General features: G+C 71.7%; 22 protein-coding genes and 1 pseudogene. 1 reads left to right on the top strand and 22 read right to left on the bottom strand.

Annotated features, from left to right (window positions below; all coding sequences use genetic code 11):
- Window positions 1–34: 34 nt before the first annotated feature.
- Window positions 35–5,743: a MobF family relaxase gene (gene mobF / locus OG306_RS40275; RefSeq protein WP_371666322.1), complete on the bottom strand. Its 5,709-nt coding sequence runs from the start codon at window positions 5,741–5,743 to the stop codon at window positions 35–37.
- Window positions 5,744–6,611: 868 nt separating this feature from the next.
- Here mobF and OG306_RS40270 point away from each other — a divergent pair.
- Window positions 6,612–7,205: a hypothetical protein gene (locus tag OG306_RS40270; RefSeq protein ID WP_331720818.1), complete on the top strand. Its 594-nt coding sequence runs from the start codon at window positions 6,612–6,614 to the stop codon at window positions 7,203–7,205.
- 82 nt (window positions 7,206–7,287) lie between these two features.
- On the opposite strand, the gene OG306_RS40265 is transcribed toward OG306_RS40270, so the two are convergent.
- The 21 genes and pseudogenes from OG306_RS40265 to OG306_RS40165 all read right to left on the bottom strand — a co-directional run bounded on the left by OG306_RS40265 (window position 7,288) and on the right by OG306_RS40165 (window position 21,021).
- A complete protein-coding gene (locus OG306_RS40265; protein WP_331720817.1) occupies window positions 7,288–7,887 on the bottom strand; it encodes an HNH endonuclease in 600 nt (199 codons plus the stop codon).
- Between the two features lie 65 nt (window positions 7,888–7,952).
- On the bottom strand, window positions 7,953–8,759 hold the full coding sequence (locus OG306_RS40260) for a hypothetical protein (protein WP_331720816.1): 807 nt from the start codon (window positions 8,757–8,759) through the stop codon (window positions 7,953–7,955).
- Window positions 8,760–8,934: 175 nt separating this feature from the next.
- Window positions 8,935–10,116: a hypothetical protein gene (locus OG306_RS40255; protein ID WP_331720815.1), complete on the bottom strand. Its 1,182-nt coding sequence runs from the start codon at window positions 10,114–10,116 to the stop codon at window positions 8,935–8,937.
- A gap of 292 nt (window positions 10,117–10,408) precedes the next feature.
- A complete protein-coding gene (locus OG306_RS40250; protein ID WP_331720933.1) occupies window positions 10,409–10,618 on the bottom strand; it encodes a hypothetical protein in 210 nt (69 codons plus the stop codon).
- A 103-nt stretch (window positions 10,619–10,721) separates the two neighbouring features.
- A pseudogene (locus OG306_RS40245) lies at window positions 10,722–10,871 on the bottom strand (DUF6884 domain-containing protein); the annotation flags it as partial.
- A 174-nt stretch (window positions 10,872–11,045) separates the two neighbouring features.
- The gene (locus OG306_RS40240) at window positions 11,046–11,486 is read right to left on the bottom strand and encodes a DUF6197 family protein (RefSeq protein WP_331720814.1); all 441 of its coding nucleotides are present in this window, start codon (window positions 11,484–11,486) and stop codon (window positions 11,046–11,048) included.
- Window positions 11,487–11,557: 71 nt separating this feature from the next.
- Window positions 11,558–12,478, bottom strand: coding sequence for a hypothetical protein (locus OG306_RS40235; RefSeq protein ID WP_331720813.1), 921 nt, complete (start codon window positions 12,476–12,478; stop codon window positions 11,558–11,560).
- An 82-nt stretch (window positions 12,479–12,560) separates the two neighbouring features.
- Window positions 12,561–12,827, bottom strand: coding sequence for a hypothetical protein (locus OG306_RS40230; protein WP_331720812.1), 267 nt, complete (start codon window positions 12,825–12,827; stop codon window positions 12,561–12,563).
- Between the two features lie 77 nt (window positions 12,828–12,904).
- Window positions 12,905–13,042 (bottom strand): hypothetical protein, encoded by a 138-nt coding sequence (locus tag OG306_RS40225; RefSeq protein WP_331720811.1) that lies wholly within the window; start codon window positions 13,040–13,042, stop codon window positions 12,905–12,907.
- A 177-nt stretch (window positions 13,043–13,219) separates the two neighbouring features.
- The gene (locus tag OG306_RS40220) at window positions 13,220–13,519 is read right to left on the bottom strand and encodes a hypothetical protein (protein ID WP_371666321.1); all 300 of its coding nucleotides are present in this window, start codon (window positions 13,517–13,519) and stop codon (window positions 13,220–13,222) included.
- A 178-nt stretch (window positions 13,520–13,697) separates the two neighbouring features.
- Window positions 13,698–15,095: a DUF3560 domain-containing protein gene (locus OG306_RS40215; protein WP_331720809.1), complete on the bottom strand. Its 1,398-nt coding sequence runs from the start codon at window positions 15,093–15,095 to the stop codon at window positions 13,698–13,700.
- Between the two features lie 230 nt (window positions 15,096–15,325).
- The gene (locus OG306_RS40210; protein WP_331720808.1) at window positions 15,326–15,757 is read right to left on the bottom strand and encodes a hypothetical protein; all 432 of its coding nucleotides are present in this window, start codon (window positions 15,755–15,757) and stop codon (window positions 15,326–15,328) included.
- 65 nt (window positions 15,758–15,822) lie between these two features.
- Window positions 15,823–16,620, bottom strand: coding sequence for a hypothetical protein (locus tag OG306_RS40205; protein ID WP_331720807.1), 798 nt, complete (start codon window positions 16,618–16,620; stop codon window positions 15,823–15,825).
- A gap of 131 nt (window positions 16,621–16,751) precedes the next feature.
- Window positions 16,752–17,171 carry a hypothetical protein gene (locus OG306_RS40200; protein WP_331720806.1) on the bottom strand — a complete coding sequence of 140 codons (420 nt, stop codon included), beginning with the start codon at window positions 17,169–17,171 and terminating at the stop codon, window positions 16,752–16,754.
- 242 nt (window positions 17,172–17,413) lie between these two features.
- On the bottom strand, window positions 17,414–17,584 hold the full coding sequence (locus OG306_RS40195; RefSeq protein WP_331720805.1) for a hypothetical protein: 171 nt from the start codon (window positions 17,582–17,584) through the stop codon (window positions 17,414–17,416).
- Between the two features lie 125 nt (window positions 17,585–17,709).
- On the bottom strand, window positions 17,710–18,252 hold the full coding sequence (locus tag OG306_RS40190) for a hypothetical protein (protein WP_331720804.1): 543 nt from the start codon (window positions 18,250–18,252) through the stop codon (window positions 17,710–17,712).
- 232 nt (window positions 18,253–18,484) lie between these two features.
- A complete protein-coding gene (locus tag OG306_RS40185) occupies window positions 18,485–18,925 on the bottom strand; it encodes a hypothetical protein (RefSeq protein ID WP_371666320.1) in 441 nt (146 codons plus the stop codon).
- A gap of 111 nt (window positions 18,926–19,036) precedes the next feature.
- A complete protein-coding gene (locus OG306_RS40180; RefSeq protein WP_331720802.1) occupies window positions 19,037–19,585 on the bottom strand; it encodes a hypothetical protein in 549 nt (182 codons plus the stop codon).
- Window positions 19,586–19,783: 198 nt separating this feature from the next.
- Window positions 19,784–20,239 (bottom strand): hypothetical protein, encoded by a 456-nt coding sequence (locus OG306_RS40175; protein WP_331720801.1) that lies wholly within the window; start codon window positions 20,237–20,239, stop codon window positions 19,784–19,786.
- Between the two features lie 78 nt (window positions 20,240–20,317).
- Window positions 20,318–20,665 carry a hypothetical protein gene (locus tag OG306_RS40170; protein ID WP_331720800.1) on the bottom strand — a complete coding sequence of 116 codons (348 nt, stop codon included), beginning with the start codon at window positions 20,663–20,665 and terminating at the stop codon, window positions 20,318–20,320.
- 152 nt (window positions 20,666–20,817) lie between these two features.
- The gene (locus OG306_RS40165; RefSeq protein WP_432762257.1) at window positions 20,818–21,021 is read right to left on the bottom strand and encodes a hypothetical protein; all 204 of its coding nucleotides are present in this window, start codon (window positions 21,019–21,021) and stop codon (window positions 20,818–20,820) included.
- Window positions 21,022–21,038: the final 17 nt, after the last annotated feature.

Genomic DNA, 21,038 nt, shown 5'->3' with positions numbered 1-21,038 from the left:
ACCGAAGTTCGGTGGGGCGCCGCTCTACGTCCGGCTACGCCTTTGGGGTGCCCCGGCTCGGCCCCTGGTCCGGCCCCGGCATCTGCGGTCCCTGCTGCTGTTGCTGACGCTGCTGCTCGGCGGCCATGGCCTGCTGCTGTACCTGGATGCGCTGGGCGTCCTCGGCGACGCGCTGCGTGTACGGCTGGCCGTCGCGCAGGTTCATCTCCTGTCGGAGCTGCGCGGCGGCACCGTCGAGCTGGCCCACGCGGTTCCGGGCCGTGCCGGCTTCCGCGAGTGCGTTCTCCGCGCGGCGCTGGCGCGCGGCCGCCGTGCGTTCCAGCACCGCCTCCCGCGATCCTCCCGCCTTCTCCCAGTCGGCCAGGACCCTGTCGTGCTCGGCCGGGTTGCCCGCTGTCCGGCGGCTGTCCTCCTCCTGGCGGCGGGTGTTCTCGATCTCGGTGTTCGTGTCCGCGGACGCAGTACGCAGCTGGCTGAGGCTCGTCTCCATCTGCTGCCGCTCGTCGCCGCGCACTGCGGGCCTGCCCAGCCGGTTCTTCTCCTCCAGCCGGGCCTCGATGCCGCGCATCTGGTCGCGCTGCTGCTCCGCCTGGCGGCTCAGCTGTTCCAGACGGCCCGCTGCCGCCCGCAGGTCCTGGATGGCCTGGACGCGTTCGGCGCGCTCGTTGACGTTCTGCTCCACCGGGCCACCGGGTGCGATGGCGGCGAGGAGCTCCGCGGCGCGTGCCTCTTGAGCGGCGGCCTGTTCCTGGGCGGCTTCCGCAGCCTCGACGGTCTGGGCCAGGGCCTCGGAGAGCGAGGAGTCGGACAGGGTGCCGTACGGTCGCGTCTCCCATGCGGCGACGGCCGGGGCTGCTTCCTCCTGGTCCTCCTCGTCCCTGCGCTGGGGGTCCTCGGTGGTTGCCTGGTCGTCGTCGGCACGGATCTCCTCCGCGTCGGACGCGGGGGCGACGTGCTGAGGCTCTTCCTCGGGAGCGGTGAGTTCCGGCGCCGGCGGTTCGGCGTGCGTGTCCTCGGGCCGCGCGGGCTCTGCCTCCTCGGCCCTCTCGGCGGTCGCGGGCATCTCGACGTCGTCGGCCGACTCGACCAGTTCGTCCTCGACGGCAGGCTCGGGGAGCTGCTCGTCCTCAACGGCCTGTGTTTCGTCGACGGCAGGCTCGACCGCTGCCTCGGCGACGTCCTCGCGGTCCACCTCGGCGGCAGGCTCGGGGAGCTGCTCGTCCTCACGAGTCGCCTCAACAGGCTCGTCCTCAACGGCCTGTGCTTCGTCGACGGCAGGCTCGACCACTGCCTCGGCGACGTCCTCGCGGTCCACCTCGGCGGCAGGCTCGGGGAGCTGCTCGTCCTCACGGGCTTGTACGGCCTCCGGCTGGACTGCCTGTTCCGGCTCGGGCGCGAGGGCCAGGTCCTCCCCTTCCTCCATGACGTTCTCCGTCGACTCGATGCTTTCCTCAACGACCGCGACGGGCGCAGGCGCAGGGCTCGTGTCCCGGGCAGTGGTGGTGTCCGGGGCGGTCCAGGTGTCGGCGAGTGCTTCGCCTCGGCGGGCGGCGGCCTCGGTAGCACGGGCCCGGCGTCCGACCTCGGCGACCTGGTCGTGAAGGACCTGCCAGGCGTCCGCGTCCCGGCCGCCGACGGGCTGGCCTCCGATGCCGTTCTCGGAGTCGCGCAGCTGACGCTGAGTCCTCCACGCGTCCGCGAGAGCGGCGGTCCTCTCCCACTGCTCACGCAGTTCGGTGCCGGGCGACGGGACCGGTCCCAGGGCCTTGGCCCATGCGGGCGGATCGGCGGCCAGGGCCTGGCCGGTCTGCGCCAGGCGGGCGTCGATGACCTGGCGGCGGGCGTCCAGGTGCTCCAGCCAGGCCATGGGGGTGTGCTGGTCGCGCTCGACTTCGCGCGGGGTCAGCCACTCCGGCAGCGGCCCGGTGTTGTCCGGGGTCGGCGCGGGGCCGTCGGGCAGGAGTCGGCGCAGGCGCTGTTCGGCCTGTACGCGCTGGTCGACGACCTGGGCGCGGTCCAGCTTCTGGTGTGCCTCGTCCTGGGCATGAAGGTTGGTCCGCATTTCGGCGGCGACGGTCTCGCCGTCCATGCCGGCGGTGTGCGCGTGACCGACGCCGGGCTCGCGCTGCCACTCCTCGCGGGCGCGGTCGCGCCAGTCCATTGAGGAGCGAAGGCGCTGCTCGTCCTTCAGCGCACCCAGTCGAAGGGCTGCCGCACGGGCCTCCTCCCGGTCGCCTTCCCGGCCAGCCATCCGCCCGTCACGACGCGCCTGGGCGATGGCTTGGGAGAGCTGCGTGCGGGTGAGATCGCCGTGCTCCCGGCCGGGCCAGGCCGGAGCCGGCAGGCCGTCGACGACGACCGGGCGGGGCTGGCTGTCTACCCGGGCGTCTGCGCGGTGCAGCTCGTCCAGGGCCTGGGTACGGCGTTCACCGGCGCGCTCCGCGAGGCTGTCCAGCTGCGCGTCGGTGAGGTCCTTCAGCGGGCGGCTGACGCCCTGCTCCTCCAGGCGGCGCAGGGTGTCGCGGGCCTCCGCCACGTGGTTGTCGATGCGCCAGCTCAGTACGGCGGCGTTGTCCTCGGCGTCCGCGAAATCCCGCTCGTAGAAGGCCGTGGAGAGGATGCGTTCGGGCGCGAATCCGGCCCGCTCGGCGTCGCGCAGCGCGCGCTCGACAGCGGGCCAGGCGTCCTCAGCAATGATCGACTCGGCCCCGAACCCGAGGACGTTGCGGGCCATGCTCTGGTAGCGCAGGGACAGGGCGCGGGCGTGCACGTCGGTGTACTCGGCGGACAGCTGGCCGATGCCCCAAGCACGGTCCTGCTCGGCGCGAATGGCCTCGGTGGCGGACACGGACGCCTGGCTGTTGCGGGCGATGGTGTCGAGCACGTCGCGCATCGTCATGCCCTCGTCGAGCACGATGTAGAGGCGGTTCTCCTGGCGTCCCCGGGTGGTCTGGACGTACGCCGACTCACGGGCGGTGCGGCGGGTGAGGAGGCCGCTGCCGGTGTCGACGGTGGCGCCTTGGCCGCGGTGGCCGGTGCTCGCGTAGCCCAGCTCGACGTACTTGCCGACGTAGTCGGCGGGCAGCACGGTGCGCCCGCCGTGGTCGGTGTGGCGGACCTCGACATCCCCGTTGTCCAGGACTCTGGTGATCATCCACTGATCACCGTTCTTGACGAAGTCCTTCCCGCTCCTGAGCAGGTTGGTGCGGGCGTTCTTCCTGGTGACGACAAGGTCGCCGCGGTGGGCTTCGACACCCTCGCGGACGGCCACGGCGCGGCTCGTGTCGAGCTGTCCGGCGCCCATCCGGTATGCCTGGGCGAGCGCGTTCAGCTCGGCGACACTGGCGTTGTCGTCGGCCATCATCAGGGCGGTTCGACCGGCCTCGACGTCGCCCTGCCAGTCCGCGAAAATCTGGTGGATCATCTGTTCCCGGGTGCCGGCTACAACACGGCTGTTGTCCAGGTACCAGGTCCAAGCGGTGTCGGGCTCCCCGTTGCGCAGGGTCAGAGATGCGGCGGCTTCTCCGGGCGTGCGGAAGCGGTGCACGCTCTCCAGCTCGACCACGTCGGTGGTGTTCGCCAGGAGGCGCAGTGCGCCGCCACTCTCCACGGCGGAGAGCTGGAAGGGGTCACCGATCAGGCGCACGAGCGCGCCCGCACGTTCGGCTTCCGCGATGACGGCGGCCAGACGCTTGCTGCCCGCCATGCCCGCCTCGTCGACGATGATGACGTCTCCGGAGCCGAGGGCGTATTCGGGTCCGATGCGCTTGCCCGCCTGGGCGCGCTCGCGTGCACCGAGCCAGTCGTGCACCACGAATGCGGGCGCCTCCAGACCGGCGGAAAGCTCTGCGGCGGCGCGGGCCGAGGGGCCCATGCCGATGACGCGGCCGCCGCTGGCGCGTACCGCGTCGGCGGCCACCTTCATGGCGGTCGTCTTGCCCGCGCCGGCGGGTCCGATGCCTGCCGCGACGAGAAGCTCGGACGTCGCGAAGGTCCGGGCGAGGGCGCGCTGTCCGGCGTCCAGGCGGCGGTTCGGGTTGGCTTCCTGGTATGCCGCTTCGACCGCCGCGTACACCTCGCTGGACACGGCGGGAATCACTCGTGTGCGGGCGGCTGCGACGATCCGGTCCTCGGCCGCGAGGACTGCGGCGCTCGTGTAGAGCTCGCTCTCGCGGCGCCGGTAGATGCTGCTGCCGTCGTCCCGGGTGAGCGGCGCGAACGTCGGGTTCAGGTCCGGCGGGGTGATGTCGATGCTCTGGGTTCCCAGGACCCGGTCCGTGATCCGGTCGGCCAGATCACCGCCGGGTGCGGCGCCTGTGGTGGCCTGGAGAACCCAGCGTCGGGCCTCGGCGAGCACCTGCCTGCGACCCCACACGCTGCGGTGGTCGGAGACGGTTTCCAGGACCTCCCGCGCGGCCTTTTCGATGTCGAGATGCGGCACGGCATCGGCACTGGGCCGGGCCTGGGCGGCCGCCGCTCGGGCGGTTTCGAGCAGGCCGTCGATCCGTGCGGAGCCGAACGCTTCGATGGCCTGCTGGCGCCAGTCGTCGCGGAGGTCGGACAGCGGCTTGGCCGCTTCCTTGTCCGGCCTCGTGTCCAGTGTTGCCTGCTGTGTGATGGCGAGCAGGGCCTTGGACGACGGCTCGTAGCCGTGCCGCTCGCGGTACTCCTCGACCAGCTCGGCGGTGCGCTCCTTGATGGAGATGGCCCGGCCGGAGTGAGCTTCCATCAGGTCCAGGCCGATACCTGCGATCTCCATGACGGGACGCTTTCCGGGTGTCACTTCGCGGGCTTCGGCGCGCAGGCCGAGACGCTCGCACACGCCCTCGACGACGCGCTGGTTGTAGAGCTCGCTGGCGGCCACGCCCTGCATGAACAGCAGTTGTCCGTCCAGGGCCCGCCACTTGCCGTCACGCCCCTGAACCTTGTTACTGACCACGAGGTGGTCGTGGAGCATGGCCTGTCCGAGGCGGTTGCTGTAGTGCCGGAACCGCGTCGCGATGAGCCCGCCGGCGATGTCCTCCTGGGCGATGCCGTTGGTGCCCGTGCGGGTCATCGCGGCCTTCTGCTCCAGCCACTCCAGGGTCTCGGTGAGGGCCTGCACGTGGGCCTGCTCGACCAGCTTGCGCACGCCGTCATCTCCGAGTCCCCAGAGGACGCTGACGGACTTCGGTGCACTGAAAACCAGGTCGTATCCGGCGACCGCATTGCGCTGCTTGCCGCTCTCCTGCTCCTTGATGAACCGGCCCAGTTCCTCCTTCGATGCAGGGCTGCGCCCGTGCTCGGAACGGAAGTGCACGGCCCCGGCCTTACCGCGGAGCTCCGCCCGCTCCTTCGCGTTCGGCTCCCGGTGGTGCAGCCGCTCGAAGGTCTCCAGTTCCTCGTTGAGCTTGCGCCCGAACGGGGTGTCCTTCTCGACGAACGTCATGTACTTGCGGCCCAGCTTCGCGGCCCGCATCGCCTGCTTCCTCGTGTCTCCGGCGGCGATGCGCTCGGCGATGATGCGGTCCGCATCCGGGTGGAGGCCCTCACCGTAAAGGGCCTTCATCTGCGCTTCGCTGACGTTGCCTGAGACGCCCAGCGCCTCGATGCCGGAGCCCATCCAGAGGCCGGGCGGATTGCCGCTGGCGGTGTAGTAATCGCCCAGCTCTTGACCCCGTTCGCGCTGCTGGTCGGCGCTCACGGTTTCGCTGATGTAGTAGGCATACCCGTCCCCAGCGCTGAGCTTGTGGACGGTCATCATGCGGTGGATCTTACCTGGGACATTCATAATGCAAGAGGTGTGACCGTAATGATCTTGAAGCGCGTTGCGCGTTCAGACGAGACGTGGAGGAGCTTGCGACGATCACGGTGAGGCTGGACGGCGACGTGCTGAAAGAGCAGGACGGTCACAGACTTCGTCTGGCGGCTTTCCATAGTCAGGTCCTCCGGACATGGCTGTGGAAAGGCGTACCTGGAGCGTCACCTGTGGACGCGTCAGGTGCTGAGCCGAGACGACGTGGCGTATCGCTCCCGCAGCGCTTTGCCGCTCGTGGCTCTCGCGGCGGTGCGTCGTAGGTGCACTACCGACGTGCGGGCCCATGCGCTCGCTCCGTGCAGGTGGATGCGGCCGCACCGACGATGTCGGTGCGGCCGCGGTGCAGTTGCTCCGCATTGGCCCGCCCTCCTTCACATGCGGTACTTCCAGCGTCGCCGGTGCACCCGGCCGCCGCACCCCGGCGCCGCCGCACCGGCGGAGCCGGTGCGGCGGCGCGTGCACTCCCCCGCATCACCGCCCCGTATCGTCACGGGCCGTGGTGCCGCACGGCCCGCTGCACCGGGCTGGCTCGCGCGGCCGGCGCGACAGAGCACCTCGCGCCTGCGGCGCGGCGTGCACCCTTCCGCCAGGATTGGCGCACGGACACATGCGGTGCCGTGGAGGCTTGGGCCCGCTGACGTTCCGGCATCCACTTGTCCCGTCATCGGCGGTGCGGGTGCATCTTCGGCCGCATCGCCCAGGAAAGGCTCTCGGCTCCGCCACGCGGGGGCGCCTGAGTGGGCGGCCATGGGAAGGCGGACCGCGGCAGGCAGAATGAGCCGAGCAGTCACACGACACGGAGGTGCAGCAGCACATGACGCAGAAGCCGCAACGCAGGTCGAAGGCAGTGCTGGCGAGGGAGGCCGCGCGGGAGAAGGCGGCGCGGTTCCGGGAGCTGGAGGCCGAGCGTCTTCGCATCGCCGAGTCAGCGATCCTGATTCTGGAAGAGATCGACGACTTCGACGAGGAGACTGAGCGCCGCGTCGCCAAGCTCCGTGAGGAGCGGGATAGTCAACTGGGCGAGAAGCGGCAGAGGCTCGACGCGCTCGTGGTGGAGATGCTCGACACGGAGATTCACGCCCAGGAGGCTTCCGAGCGGCTGGGCATGTCGGTCGGTCAGGTCCGTGCGGCGAAGAGGTCGTTCGAGCAGACGGTGGCAGCGCTCGCCGAGAATCCCGCCGACGACGTCACCGCGACGGCCGCCGCCCCCGCGACGACGGGCGATGCGGCCGCTCCGTCAGCGCCGTCCGCCGACGAGCCAGACGCTGCGGCCCCCTCGACAGAGACGGCCGCGGCAGCGGAGTCGTACGACTTCCCGCCTCCTGGTGGATCGCCTGCGGTGCCGGCTCAGGAAGGCTCACCGGAGAACCTCCGGGACGCGACCCTTCCGCCAGGGTCGGCGGGCTGAGGACGCACCAACGCGTAGGGCCCCGGCCCGGGATGGTTTTCCATCCCGGGCCGGGGCCCTACGCGTTGCACGTGCGGACCGGTCAGAACAACGACATCTGTCCGTCGTCCTCCACGTCCGGAGCGGCGACGCTGTGGTCCGCAGAGAAGAGCGGGACCATCGCGGCACTCGGGTCGGACGCACGAACGGCGGCAAGGTACGCCTCCGCGTCGTACCCTCCGGCCAGTGCTTTGCGGACGAGCGGACGTGCTTCGCCCTCCAGCATCGCGGCGGCCAGCGCGTCCAGGTCGAGCCCCTCGCGGAGTGCGGCCTGGAGGGCCTGTGCTCGCCCCAGGGAGCCGCGGGTGTCGGCGTAGCCGAGGTGAGCCCGGCCGGCCGCACGGCCCTGGTCGGCCATCTGCCTCATGTTCGTGCGCTGCGTCGCGCTCGACAGGTGGTCGATGTGGACGCACAGCGATTCGTTGCAGCTATGCGCGGTGATCGCGCGTGCGGGAAGCGGGCCGTGCACCTGCTCCATCAGCCACCGGTGCACCCGTACGGTCCGTTCGCGTCCGGCCTCGGTGACGACTGCCTTCGCGTAGCCGTCCGTGGTAAGGCTCCTGGTCCACAGCCGACACCCGTGCGGCACAAGGATGCTGCGTTCGGCGACGTAGTCCAGTGCTCGCTCGGTGTCCCTGCTCACGCTGCCGCTCCCCCGCTCGTCCCGCTCCGGCGATCTTCATCCTGCCAGGGCTGGACGGGCGGGGTTCACTGCGCGTCGGTGCCGGCCTGGCGGGCCTCGTCGAGCAGCTTGCGGGCGTGCGAGGTGACGTGCAGACCAGTCTCTCGCTGGACGTCCTCGGCGGTCAGGTCCGGGTTGGTCTTCAGCAGACTGATGACCTTGTCCAGACGAGCGGCCCGCAGGAGTCGCTCGGCGTGGACCGGGTGCACTCCGAGGTCCTCGCCAAGCATCTTCGCGGTGAGGGTGGTGGGGTGCTCGACGAGCAGCTGGCGGGCCCGCTCCTTGCGCTCCTCGGCCTGCGGGTTCGGCGGGCGGGACTGCGATTCCTTCCGGCCGGCCGGACGTCCCTTGGGGTTGCCGCGACCGCGGCGGTCGGCAGCCCAGTCGAGGATGGTCTGCCGGCGCCAGAAGTCCTCTCCGCCGACGACCTCGCCGTCCACCTCCTTGCCACCGAGGTTGAAGTCGGGGTCAGGGAGGCGCGTCTTGGTGCCGTAGCGGTAGCCCTTCCATGTGGGCAGCGTGACGCGCTTGTCCTCGGGGAGTGCGTAGAGGGACTCCTCCAGGTCGAGCAGGTCGCCGGGGTGCTCCTCGGTCGGCACCGGGGGGAGGTCGTACCGCGGCTGCTCGTTGACGGCCTTGGCCCGCTCCTCCTCCGTGCGCGCGGCCAGCAGCTGCTCCTTGGAGTAGAGGCGCCGGCGGCTGCCCTCGCGGTTGAGGAGCTTCAGGCCGCGGATCTCCTCCCAGTGCTTGGTGTCCTGCCAGTAGCCGACGCTGACGCCGAAGATGTCGGCCGCGATCTGGTCGTCGGCAGGGGTGACGCCGTTGGGAATCATGAGTGTGGTGCTCCTGTAGGTAAGGGTTTCGAGGTGCAGCAGGTGGTGCCGGCCAGGTGCCACCCTAGCCAACATTGAAAAAAATACCGTACTTGGGCCATGCGTGGGAAGTCGGGTGCCGAGGAGAATGCTGCGCGCCCGAAGTAGGCGCCCCGGGTCCTGGGTCCGTTCCAGGTCAGAACAAGGTCTCCTGCCCCCAGCCGGCACTCGCTCCGCGCGTACGTCGAGGGGCGGCGCCTGCCGTCACTCTGGTCCGCTGGCGGCCTCTGGAACGCGGCTGCGCTGAAGTGGCTTCGTCCCGCGCTGGCGAAACTCCGGCGGCGTTCTGCGCCTGCGGCTTGCGGTCGGCGTCCGAGGCGAACGGCCACCGCAGGGCTTGGCCCTGCGGTGCCTGCGCGGGAAGGTTCGCGGTGACTGCGGCTGCGCGGGCGGGTGCCGTGTGGGCACCGGGTGCCGGTCGGGGCGTCTCGACGCCGGGGCAGTAGCCGCCCTCGTCCTCCCACTGCTCGGCAGCCTCGCGTACGGCGCGGGCCTCCTGCTCGACGAGCGTCACCGGGCGCCGGTAGCGGCACACAGTGCCGCCGGCCAGTGCCGGGAGGCGGCGGGCGGCGGCCTTCTTGTCGTCCATGCGCTTGTACCGCTTCGCGACACGGGCGTAGCGGGCCTCGTACGCCGCCTTGTCGCTCTCGTGCAGGCCCGCCGGGCACAGCCGTGCGAGCTCCAGCGCGACCTGGCCCATCGGGGTGAGCGCGAGCACGCTGACGCCGTCGGCTGCGTCGACGGCGACAAGGAAGCCGGCGGCGCGCAGGTCCTGCGCCCGCTCCCGGCTGATCCGGCGTCCGCCGCTCCACACTCCGTGCTCGGCAGCCTTCCGGGCCTTCCCGTCGAGCCAGTACAGGCGGCCGGTCTCCGCGGCCTCCAGCACCCGCACGTGCCCGGCGGTCCAACCGAGCGCGGGCACGATGCCCTGGGCGAGGTAGACGTTCGTCGCGGCCAGGTGGCGGTTCTCGCTGTCCATGCCGGTGGCGGCCCGCTCGGCCGCCTCCTGCTCCGCCTCCTCGCGGCGCCGCTGGCTCTCCCGCTCGGCGTGCTCCTGGGGCGTGAGCTTGCGCTCCAGCGCGGTCCGCAGCGCGGCGGCCGTCACCTCGACCCCGGCCGCGGCCTGGGCTCGCACGGCATGGTCGACGGCGCCGCGGGCGCAGTAGTTCAGCGCGCTGTCCGGCATCTCCGGGTCGGCCGCCCACTGCTGTGCCCGCGCGGCGTATCCCTCGGCCTCTCTGGCCTCCCGGTGCGTCACGTGCATGACCTGCTCCAGGCGGGCGGCATTGCCGGAGCGGCTGCGGCACACGGCGTTCATCGCCTCGTCGGCCGCAGCAACAGCGAGTTCGGCCGCCTCGCGGGCGACCCGAAGGCAGGTCTGCGGGGTCGGCTCCCCCCGCCTCGGTCTCGGTCATCGATCGGTCCTTGTCGTAGAGGTTCAGTTGGTTGCGTGGGCGGCCCCTTGCTCCGCTGGCGGACGACGGCGCGGGGAGGGATTGCTGCGCGCCGGGTTGAGGGACTTCGGGTGCGGCCGTCGCTGGCGGCGCGATCCCCATCGGGCAGGCGCGCGGCGGGAAGCGACCTCGCAGGTGTCGGCGCGGCCGCGCCGGTTACCGCCCGGCGGCCTGGGCGGCGTAGGCCAGGGCGGCGGCCCGCGGGTCGCGGGCCACGGCGATGCGGGTGAGCCGCTGGAGCTGGGTGCCGATGCCGGCCCCGGCAAGGGGGCGCAGAAGATGGGGCCAGACGGCCGCCGCGGCGTTGGCGTAGTCCCTGCCGGCGAGCGCGATCACCTCGGGCGCGTGCAGCAGGGCCCGGCCCATGGCGGCTGCCTTGGGCGCGGTGCTTGTCGTGGGCGACGGCCCGCGGGTCCAGCCGCTTCTCGTACGGGCGGATCGGGGTGTCCGGAGTGATCAGCCCGTACTCGGCGCTGACGATGACGACCCATCCGCCAGGAATGGCGTGGGCGGCCGCGAGGCATTTCGCGAAGTACGGGCCTGTGTAGAGCTGAGCGGCAGGGAGCTCGTCGACCCCGTCGGGCAGGGGCCTTTTACCGGCGCTGCACGGGATGACCACCACGGGGCGGCCGACGGCGGGCGGCGCGAGGTCCTCGCGGGCCTCGGCACGGGGCTGGGGCAGGTCGGCGGCGGAAAGGGTGCTGGCGTGCACGGTCGGGATCTCCTCGGGTGGGTTCGGGTTTCGAGAGAGCCCGGGGCGGCGGTGCCAACCGCCGCCCCGGGCAGGGGGCGTTCAGAAGAGACGGTGCGCGGCGTCGGCGAACTCGGCCGCCTCGCGCAGCGCGGCGGCCGCCTCCTGTGCGGTGCGGTGGGGGGCCAGGCTCCACTGGTGGACGATCACCCGGCGCCACTTCTTCGGGTCGGCACCCTCGGGGGTCTGGACGGGGGCACCGTTCAGGTGGTCGGCCAGGACGCGGTACGCCTCTTCGAGGACGGCGCCGATGGCGTCCATGTCGTACGTGCGGTCGGGGGTCATGCGGTCGCGGCCGGCGGCGATGTCGACGGCGCCGCCGACGGAGCACCGCCGGTTGATGAGTCGGCCGGGGCCGGAGAACAGGCTGTGTCGGCTCTGGTAGATCCCCACGCGCGCGATGTGCGCGGCGGCCCACTCCAGGAGGGCCCCGGGGGTGGTGGGGATCAGGACGCTGTCGGGCGCGTAGCGGGTGCCGGGCACGGTTCCTCCTCGTGCGGTCGGGGTTCGAGCGGGCCGGGGGCGGCGGTGCCAACCGCCGCCCCCGGTGCGGGTCAGGTGCGCAGGACGTGCTGGAGCTGGAGGGTGCGGCCGCCGGGCAGGCGGCGGCTGAGGCACTCGGTGCTGTCCAGCGGTGCCGGGGTCTGCTCCAGGGCGGAGGTGTAGAGGGCGGTGCCGCAGTGGCCGCAGTACCCGCGCAGGTGGGCGGCCTCGGCGTCCTCGCCTCCGCAGACGTGGGCCAGGTAGGCGACCAGGAACGCCAGGTCCTCGGGGGCGCGGGCGATCAGGTCGGCGTTGGCCCGGGTGGCGGCGATGTCCTCCTCGGGGGTCTCCGTGTCCTCGGGTCCGTCGTGGTTGACGGCGATCTCGGCCACCCGGATGTCGTCGGCGTCCGAGACGACGAAGTCGGTGTGCACGGCGTCGGGGTCACCGGCGCTGACGAGTCCGCCGTCGCGGTTGTAGACGAACTCCTCGCTGGACCAGGGCCCGCGGGTCGACGCGGCCAGTCGGTCACGGATCTCGGTGACCCGGGCGCTGTTCTGGATCTCGGCGGGGAGGACGGCGGCCTGGGCGAGGTCGAGCCGGTAGTGCGTCGAGTCGCCTTCCTTGCCCTCGTGCTGGCACAGGGGCTCCCACACTGCGCGGTTGTAGTGGTCGAGTTCGGTGGTCCACTCGGCCAGGCCGAAGAGGTCGAGGTGGTCGGTGATGCGGCGTTCCTCGCCGGACGCGGTCCAGTAGGTGCCATCGGTGATCACCCGCTGGTGCTGGTTCACCGTGAGCCGGAAGGTCGCGGCGTCGAACGGTGCGGCGGGGTCGGGGTCGTAGTCGGTGAGGATGTCGCGGACCGATGCGGCGATGAGCGCGCAGGCGACGCGGGCCATACGCGCCTCGGCGCGGTGGACCCGGTCGCGGGCCTCGTCCACGGCCTGGGTCAGGTTGCTGGGGTCGAAGGTGTACGGAGCAGGGTGGGTCATGGGTTGTGGGTCCTCCTCGTTTCGGGACGGGTTTCGAGTGGGGCCGGGGCGGCGGTGCCATCCGCCGCCCCGGCGGGGCGGTCTACGGTGCGTGGGTGTTCGCCTGGGCGACTAGGGCCCGGTGCTGGTCGTGGGTGGCGTTGGCGCCTCGGACGTCCTCGGTGCCGCCGTAGCCCTCCCACGCGGTGATCTGCGCGAAGTAGCGGCCGCTGGGGTCGATCTCGACGTAGTAGGCGTCACTGCCGTGGGACACGCGGACCTGCTGGCCGAGGTTGGTACGCAGCCAGTTCGGGCTGGCGGCTGCGGCGGCGAAGATCGCGGCGGCGGTCTGGTGGTCGAGGGTGAGCACGGGTTCCCTTCGTTCGGGGTCGGGTTTCGAGCTGGGCCGGGGCGGCGGTGCCATCCGCCGCCCCGGGGGTGAGTGGGTCAGTTCTGCGGGCGGCCCTTGCGGACGATGGCGGACGGGTCGGGGCCGAGGAAGCGGACCAGGTTGATCACGACATCGGCGAAGCGCTGGGCGATGCCGGCGGGGCGTGCGGTCGTCTGCTCGGCTGAGGTGCTCACGGATATGCCTCCGGTGACGGGTTTCGAGTGGTGGTGCCGGTCGGGGTGCCACCCCCTTCCAACAGATTTAATAATACCAGCTTTAACCCTGATTCCCAAGGGTGGGGGGTCGCTGGTCTGCACGGGTTTGCCGGGGCCCGGCCGCCGGTCTCGGCGGTCGGGCCCCGGCTGTACCGGCTACGCCGTGGCGGCGGCCACGGCCTCCCGGGCGGCGGTCCACTCGCGGCGCGGGGTGATGCCCAGGTCTTCGAGGACCGGGTCAAGGCTGCCGTTGTCCGGCACCCATTCCCAGTCGGTCCCCTCGTCGCCGGGGCGGTCGGACCAGGTGAGCATGTACGAGCGGCCCGACGTACGGGAGTCGCCGCACACGGCTTGCGCCTCTCGCCGGGTCATCGCCCACAGGGCCCGCTTACGGGCCCGTCGGGTGTTCTTCGAGACGATGAACACCATGGCCATGCCCTCCTGCCAGTCCTGCACTCCCGCAGCGGGGGCCGGCGCGGGCGTCGGCGTCGCCGCCGGGTTGTGGTGGCAGTGCCCGCAAACGCGCGCCTGCGGGTTCCACTGGCCGGAGTGACACATGGGGCACGTCTCCGCCGGGACGGACTGCCCTTCGACGGCCGGGGCCTGCTCAGCTCGCTTCTTGTCCTCGACCGCTTCAGGCGCGGGCTCCGGCCGCCGGGATCTCCTCAATAGCTCGGCTGGCACCCTGGATCGACTCGCCGCTCCACCCCGCCTCTCGGAACCGGAAACCGCGCTCGGCCAGGTACTCGGCCGCCGCGGTCCGCAGCGTGTTCGCCCAGATGGTCTCAGTGAACTTCTCGCCCTCCGGGGGCGTGAGGGTCACCGGCTCGAAGTCCTTGTGCGGCTGGCTGCGCCCGGTCAGGAACGTCAGGGTGGCCGCGGTGCGGTCCGGGGCGCACTCGACCCTGACACGCTTGGGAATCTTCGGGTCGCTGCGCTTCTTCGCCTTCGACTTCGCGGCCTCGGCCGCCCGGACCGCGCCCGCCGGCAGCTTCTCGGAAGCCTCGTGCGCGGTCTTGGTGCCGGGGACCTTCCCGTCGGCGAGGAAAGCGCGCATCACCTCACCGGGGCAACGGCCCCGTACGGTCGTGTAGTCCACGGTGAAGGTGCCGAGGCGGTAGCCGGGCACGGTGGCGTCCTCCCGCGTCATGACCTGCTTCGGGGCGAGTCGCAGGTTCCACGCGATCGACAGCGTCTTGGGGTTGACGCGGATCACCTCGTGCCAGGAGCCGCCGGTCCGGACGAAGTCGCCTGCGGTGAAGTCTTCCGGGCCCCAGACCTTCACGCCTTCGGCCTTGGCCTTCTCGACGACGTCCTCCCAGTGGGTGATCTCCTCGGTCATCTCCTCGATGAGCCGGGCGTGCCGGGCCCCGTCCCGGCCCGCTGCGGTCGCGGCCGCAAGGTGCCGCTCCTGGGCGCGCAGGTCGGCGCGCAGCTTCTCCAGGCGCCGCAGTGTGCGGTACGGGTCATTGCGGTGCTGGGTGTAGCTCTCCGATGCCTGGGCCCGGTTCGACCAGTACCCCGCACGGTCCCGGTCCTCGAACGAAGCCCTCATGTTCGCGTCGATCCGGGCGGCATCGCGGCGGGCGCGGCCCTCGCTGTGGTGACCGACCAGGATCGGCTGCCCGAACTCGAACCGCTTCGAGAGCTGATCGGCGGCCGCTCGCCGAGCGTCCGCCGAGGCGGCGGCCCGGCCCGCGCGGCCGCCGAACCGGTCGGCCCTCTCCGCTGCGCGTTCCTCGCGGTCGGCCTCGGCCTCGGCGAAGGACCGCCGGGTGTCCTCGTCGATTTCGACGGTCACCTCATGGCCAGCCGCCCGGAGAGCTTCGGCCGCCGCGTTGATCCGCCAGGTCTGGCCCTCCCTGTCGCGGGAGCGCTTGAGGAACAGGCCGTCCACGTTCCGGGAGAACCAGAAGTTGTGATCGCGGACGATCTCGAAGATGCCGTCACCCTTGCTGGAGCCGGTGAGAATCGTGCCCTCCGCCCGGGTGTGGGTGATGGTGATGACGCCCTTCTCAGGGGTTTCAGTCACGGGGTATTGCCTTTCGTTCGTACGGGTTTCGAGTGGTGGCGTTGGTCGGGGTGCCACCCCCTTCCAACACACTCAATATTACCAGTCTTGAACCTGATCGTCTAGCGGAATGGGGCCCTTGAGCAGGCGTTTTAGCTGTGGCCATTCCTCGGGCGCAGGGCTCCGGCGCCGGCGCTGGGAGCGGAGGGGCCGGACCTGCGCCGGGTGTGGCGCGAGCCCGGCCCGGGGGGTCAGAACAGGGCCGACTGTCCGGCGTCCTGGGCGTCCTGTTCGTTCTGCTGGCGGCGCAGTTGGGCGACGAGCGGGGCCTGGCGCGCGGCCGCGGTCCGCTTGCGGGCCTGGAGTTCCTCGCCGGTGGCCCAGCGGACGAGCTGCTCGTGGTCGGCCAGGCCGGGGGCGTCGTCGGTGACGGTGTACCGGATGTAGGGCTGTTCGAGCCGGTTGCGGATCTCGGCCCGGGTCATGACCCAGTCCGGCCCGTAGGCGCCGGCCACCGTGAGCAGGGTGCCGTCCGGCGCGTGGTAGCTGCGGACGGAAAACCCGTCATCGCGGTAGAGGCCGGGGCGGTCCTTCTTCTGCGCGGCCTCGGTGAGCTTCAGGTCAATAAGGCCGCCCTGGACCAGGTGGTGGGCGACGGTGTGCTGGCGGGTGACGCGCGGCATCGCGCTCCTCTCCGTTGGGGCGGTGGGGCGGCGGCGCGGCCGCCGCCCCACCTGGTCGGGGTCGGTCAGTTCTTGGACTTGGGCTTGGGCAGGAAGGTCTTCATGGACTCGGCGCGGGCGCTGCTGGCGGGGCAGGGTCCGAGCAGCTGCGTCAGCAGCGGCCGCAGGGTCTCGACGTCGTCGGCCTTGCGGGCGCGCTCGGCGCGCTCCAGCAGCTTCTCGATGTCCTCAGCCGTGGTCGGGTGGTTGATCTCCCGGCAGGGGCAACTGGTGGGGGGCTCGCCCACCAGGGCGGCGACCTTCCCGGCCTGGTCCTCGAAGTCGATGCACCCCTCGTGCCGGTACACCGGCCGGGGGGTGTTGTCGCCGTTGCGGCCGCGCAGGTGCGACCACCAGCGGACGACGACCTTCCCGTCCAACCGGCACTTCAGCTCCCACGGGTTGTCAGATCCCGGGTAGCCGGTGGCGTTGCCGTCCTCGTCCTCCGGCAGCCAGGCGAGTTCGGCGACGCGGGCGAGCGCGATGCCCGCGCTCAGGACGTTGCGCCGGGTCGGCTTCAGGCGCGGGGACAGCCACGGGACGATGCCCTGCACCCCGGCGGCCGGGGCCTTGGCCGGGGCGGCCGCGGGGTCGATGGCGCCGGAGTCGACCAGGTCGACCAGGTGCGAGGCGGCGGCGTCCTTGTCGTCGTGGCGGCTCTCCTCGGCGTGACCCTGGGGCCGGGCGTACCACTCTCCGTGGAAGCGGTGGATGTCACCGGCGGGGCGGCCGCCGACGGTGACGGGGTAGCGGCCGCTGGCGTCGCGCGTGCCGAGCTCGTAGCGCTTCGGGGTGGGCGTGGTGGTCGTGGTCGTTGTGGTCAAGGAGTGTTCCTCTCGTCGGGTGCGGGTTTCGAGCGGGGCCGGGGCGGCGGTGCCAACCGCCGCCCCGGCAGGGCGGACCGGACTTCGGTCAGGGGGTCTCTTCCGGCGGGCCGCCGGGGTTTGCCCGCCGGTTACCTGGCGGGCAGAAGGAGCCGGTCCGTGGGGGCGTCCTGGGGAAGCTGTCGATCCGGAACGAGGATGTGGCAGGAGGAGCCCCTGCGGCCGTCTCCTCGCATGGTCCAGGCGGAGAGGTCTCCGGCCTTGTGCGGCTGCGGGCCGCCACCGGTGAAGAAGCTCCCGTTTTCGAGCATGACCGGGTCTTCGGTGACCCAGTGCCGATCGTCAGCGGTCCACCGGAGGTAGATCGTCCGCAGGGAGAGAGGGCCGCCGGTGCGGACTTCCCAGGTCTCCGCCTCGACACCGAGGTAAGTGCGCTTCTGGGGCTTGGTGAGGCGGAGCGAGCTCGGATCGGGCTCCGCGATCGTCTCGGCGCACTCGATGCGGGCGGCGTACCGGGACGGCCAGTGCGTCAGGGTCTTGCCGACGTGCATGTGGGTCGCCAGGTAGTCCGCGAACGACTGCGCTTCGCCCTTTGGTCGCGCGCCGGTTGTCGAGGAGCGACTGGGCGGCCAGGGCTGCGGCCTTGCCGACCGTGGGCATCGGCACGGATACGGGCTTCTCGGTGCCGTTGGGGAAGATGTGGACCAGCGTGAACTTCACGGTTCCTCCGTGGTGTGGGTTTCGAGGGGGCCGGGGCGGCGGTGCCATCCGCCGCCCCGGTGGGGGCCGTCTTCTACCAGCCGGGCGGGACGGGCTCCTCGTACTGCGAGGGGGCTTCGATCTCGCGGGTGTACCCGCCGTGGAGCTCCTCGTCGTAGTGCTCGCACTCGGGGTCGCAGGGCTCCCCTTCGTCCGCGCCGCAGTCGTCGCAGGGCTCTTCGAGGTCGTCGATGTATGCAGGCATCAGATGCCTTCCGGTTCGGGTTTCGAGTGGTGGCGTTGGTCGGGGCGCCACCCCCTTCCAACAAGCTCAATATTACCAGCCTTGGACCTGATCGCCTAGCAAAAAGGGGCCCTGAGCAGGGGTTTTCAGTCGGTGACGGCGGGGAGGTTGAGCGGCTTCCACTGGTCGCCGGTCCAGAATTCCCAGACAGCTACGTCGGGGTCGCTGGCCTTCAGGTCGCGGGCGAGCCGGGGCAGGAACGGAGAGTCGGCGCGGTCGAGCCAGACCGGCGGGCTGCCGATGGCGATGGTGACGGCGGGCAACCCGTCCTCCTCGAATCCGCGGATGAGGCTTGCGCGCCGACGCGCGCACTTCGCGACTTCCTGGGCGGTCTCGTGCTCGGTGATGAGGTGGTCCAGTACCTCCTCCTCGGACAGCGGTTCCCCGTCCATGCGGCAGGCGGCGGCGAACTCGTGGACGGCCCGGTGGTCGGCGGCGGTGGCCGGGCGGAACCAGGTGCCTCCGCCGTTGCCCTGATTCTCGATGACGCCCACGCAGCGCTTCCCCTCGTGGACGGTGGCGTTGTAGGCGATACCGCAGGGCGTCGTCATCTGCTGGAAGTCGGCGAGGGTGTAGCGGCCGTGGGGGACGTGAAGCCCGGTGTGGGGCAGCTTGGTCAGGTCGGTCATGGGGTTCCTCTCGCAGGGTGGGGCACCACCTGTAGGTGGTGCTGGGATGTGGCGGCGCACGGTGCCGGCCACGGGCGACGGTTCGTCGCCCGTGGTGGTCAGTGACCACCGTGGGGCGCGGCCGCGCCGGGGGCCTGGGGCCTGTCGGCGCGGTCGCGCTCCGCGATGGTCAGTTCCGAGCGGGGCCGCAGCGTCCCGGCGGGGTGCCGGGGCGCTGCGGCCGGGTCGCTCGTCAGGCGGCGGCGGGCGGTGCCTGCGGGGTGGAGGTGGCGGCCTGCTCGGCCTCCTCCTTGACCACATCCAGAGCGGCGGCCATGAGGGGGGCCTCGCGGTCCTCCCGCTCGATCTCCTCGGCGGTCTTGTACTCGGCGCGCACGGCCTTGTAGACCGCTGCCGTTACCTCCGCCGTGGCGAGCCTCGCCCGCTTCATGTGCCGCGCGGTCGCGGTCGTGGCGGCCTCGTACTCGTTGCGGGCCCGGGTCACCTTCGTCCCGTAGTAGAAGGTGCTCCCGAACTCGTGCCGCTGAAGCTCGGTCCGGATGACCCGCTCGATGATCGGCAGCCCGTCCCGCATGGTCTTGTTCACTTCGCTCTGCCGCATCTGCCCGGCCTTCACGTACGGCTTCAGTGCGTCTCGGGCAGCGCGCTCGGCAGCGGTCATAGTTCGGCCCATGGGGTCCTCCAGCGTGGGTTTCGAGTGGTGGTGCCGGTCGGGGTGCCACCCCCTTCCAACAAGCTCAATATTACCAGTATTGAGCCTGATTCGGAAGCCGGAAAGGGCGTCTCACCTGGACGTTTCCGGGTCAGCCGCCGGAGTGGATCGGGCGATGCGGAGCAGAGTGTCCACCACGGCCACCGGCTCGTAGAAGAGCGTGACGGTGATGCGGTTGAACGCCAGGCGGGCGCTGCCGCGTTCGTCCTCGTCGGCGCGGCGGTAGTCGATCCGGCATTCCTCGGTGGTCTCGGAGAGGAAGGCGAGTGTGGGCCACGGGTCGTCAAGGCAGACGCAGCCGTGATCGTGGCGGCAGTCGTCGCGGTCCTCGGCCCATGTCCGCATCTGCTCGTAGGCGGCCGGGGTGATGCCGGTCAGCGTGACGTGCGCGCGGTCGCCGTGCGACTCGGACAGGATGTGCGCGGTGAAGTGCGCGGACCTGACCACGCACCAGGTATCGCCGTGCTGCTCGTGCGAGCCGTCGTGGATGCTGCCCCGGCCGCCGTCCGCCTCGATCAGGATCAGGGCGGCGGTGTGCGCGGCGGCCTTGGCGGCCGCGCGGGCGGCCTCGACGGCCATGCGCAGGCTGGTGGAACTGGCTTCGGGCATGGTGGTGTTCATCGGGTTCCTTGTCGTGAAGAGGGTGTTCCGCGGGCGCGGCCCGAGAGGTACCGAGTGCGGGATGCGCGCCGGGGGGCGCTGAAGACGTGCGGCCGTCGCCCGGCGGCCGGCTGGCGGACGGACAGGCGCGCGGCGGGGTCGGTCGGGGAGTGGTCGGCGCGGCCGCCGCCGGTTACCGCTCGGCGGCGGCCGCCGCGCTCACCACGTGCGGTGGGCCCACCGGCCGGGGTCGGCCTGGACGGCGGCCCGGTGGGCGGCAATGGCCTGAGAGCTGAAGAACTCGGCGCGCATCCGCTGGTAGGCCGTGTGCACGTCCCGGTGCAGCTCGGCGTACGCGGTCACCCGGTCGCGGTCGGTGCCTCCGCCTCCCGCGTATCGCGGGCACTCGTCGCAGACCACGCGGTAGATCGGCACCTCTCCGACCTCTTGGCCGCGCGTCGCGGGGCGGGGCGCGACGCTGCCGGGCGTCCACACGGCTCCGGCGGTCGGGTCCGGGTGCGTCGCCGCGTGCATCCGTACGTCCCACATGTGGGCGTCGCGGTCGTCCGTGACCTTCCCGGCCCATGAGGGGCACCGGTCGCAGGTGGCCCCGTACAGCGGCGTCGTGGCGACTGCGCGGACGTGAATGGTGGGGGTGGCGGTCGCGTTGGTCATCGGGGGCCTCTCTCTGGCTGAACGGGCGGGTTTCGAGGGGCCGGGGCGGCGGTGCCATCCGCCGCCCCGGCCGGGGTGTCAGCTCATGTCCCAGTCCACGCGGCGGCGCGTGACCGGGGTAAGGGCGCGCTCCATGCGGAGGGCCTGGCGGCGGGCCGGGTCGCGGCGGTACGCGGCGGTGGACAGTGCCGCGCGAACGGCGGCGCGGTCCGCCCGGTGGGTGGCGGTCTGGTACGCCTTCCGCGTGCCGGGCTTGGTCGCCCACACGCTCGCGCTCCGGCTGTACTGCGGGTTCCCGTCGTCGAGCCGTACGGCCGTCGTCAGGATTCCGGCGCGGGCGGCGGCCTGGTCGTTGACCCCGAGGACGCGGGTGGGGTTGCCCTTGCGGACCGGGCGGGGACGGCGGTGGTGGTCGGTGCGGGACATGGTGTCCTCCTGCGGTTTCCGGGTTTCGAGTGGTGGTGTCGGTCGGGGTGCCACCCCCTTCCAACAAGCTCAATATTACCAGTGTTGGGCCTGATTTGAAAGCGGGGAAGGGGGCCTGACCAGGTATTTTCAGGCCCCCGCCTCGCGTTTCGTCAGGCCGCGTCGTAGAAGAAAGTCGGCCGGTCGACCGGGCGGCGCTCGCCCCATGCGGGGCGGTCGGCCGGGTCGGTGAAGATCAGGTTCGCGCTCACGATCTCCTCGCCGCGCGGCTCCTCGGCAATGCCGTTCGCGGCGGCCCAGGCTCGGGCGGCGGCGACCGTTGCGGTCTCCTCCCCCTCCTGGAACGTGACGACCATGAACACGTCGGAGCCGT

Source organism: Streptomyces sp. NBC_01241, assembly GCF_041435435.1.
In the GTDB taxonomy this organism is placed as follows: Bacteria; Actinomycetota; Actinomycetes; order Streptomycetales; family Streptomycetaceae; genus Streptomyces.
Note: the sequence above shows the minus strand (reverse complement) of the source record. Positions and strands in the feature narration are given on the sequence as shown.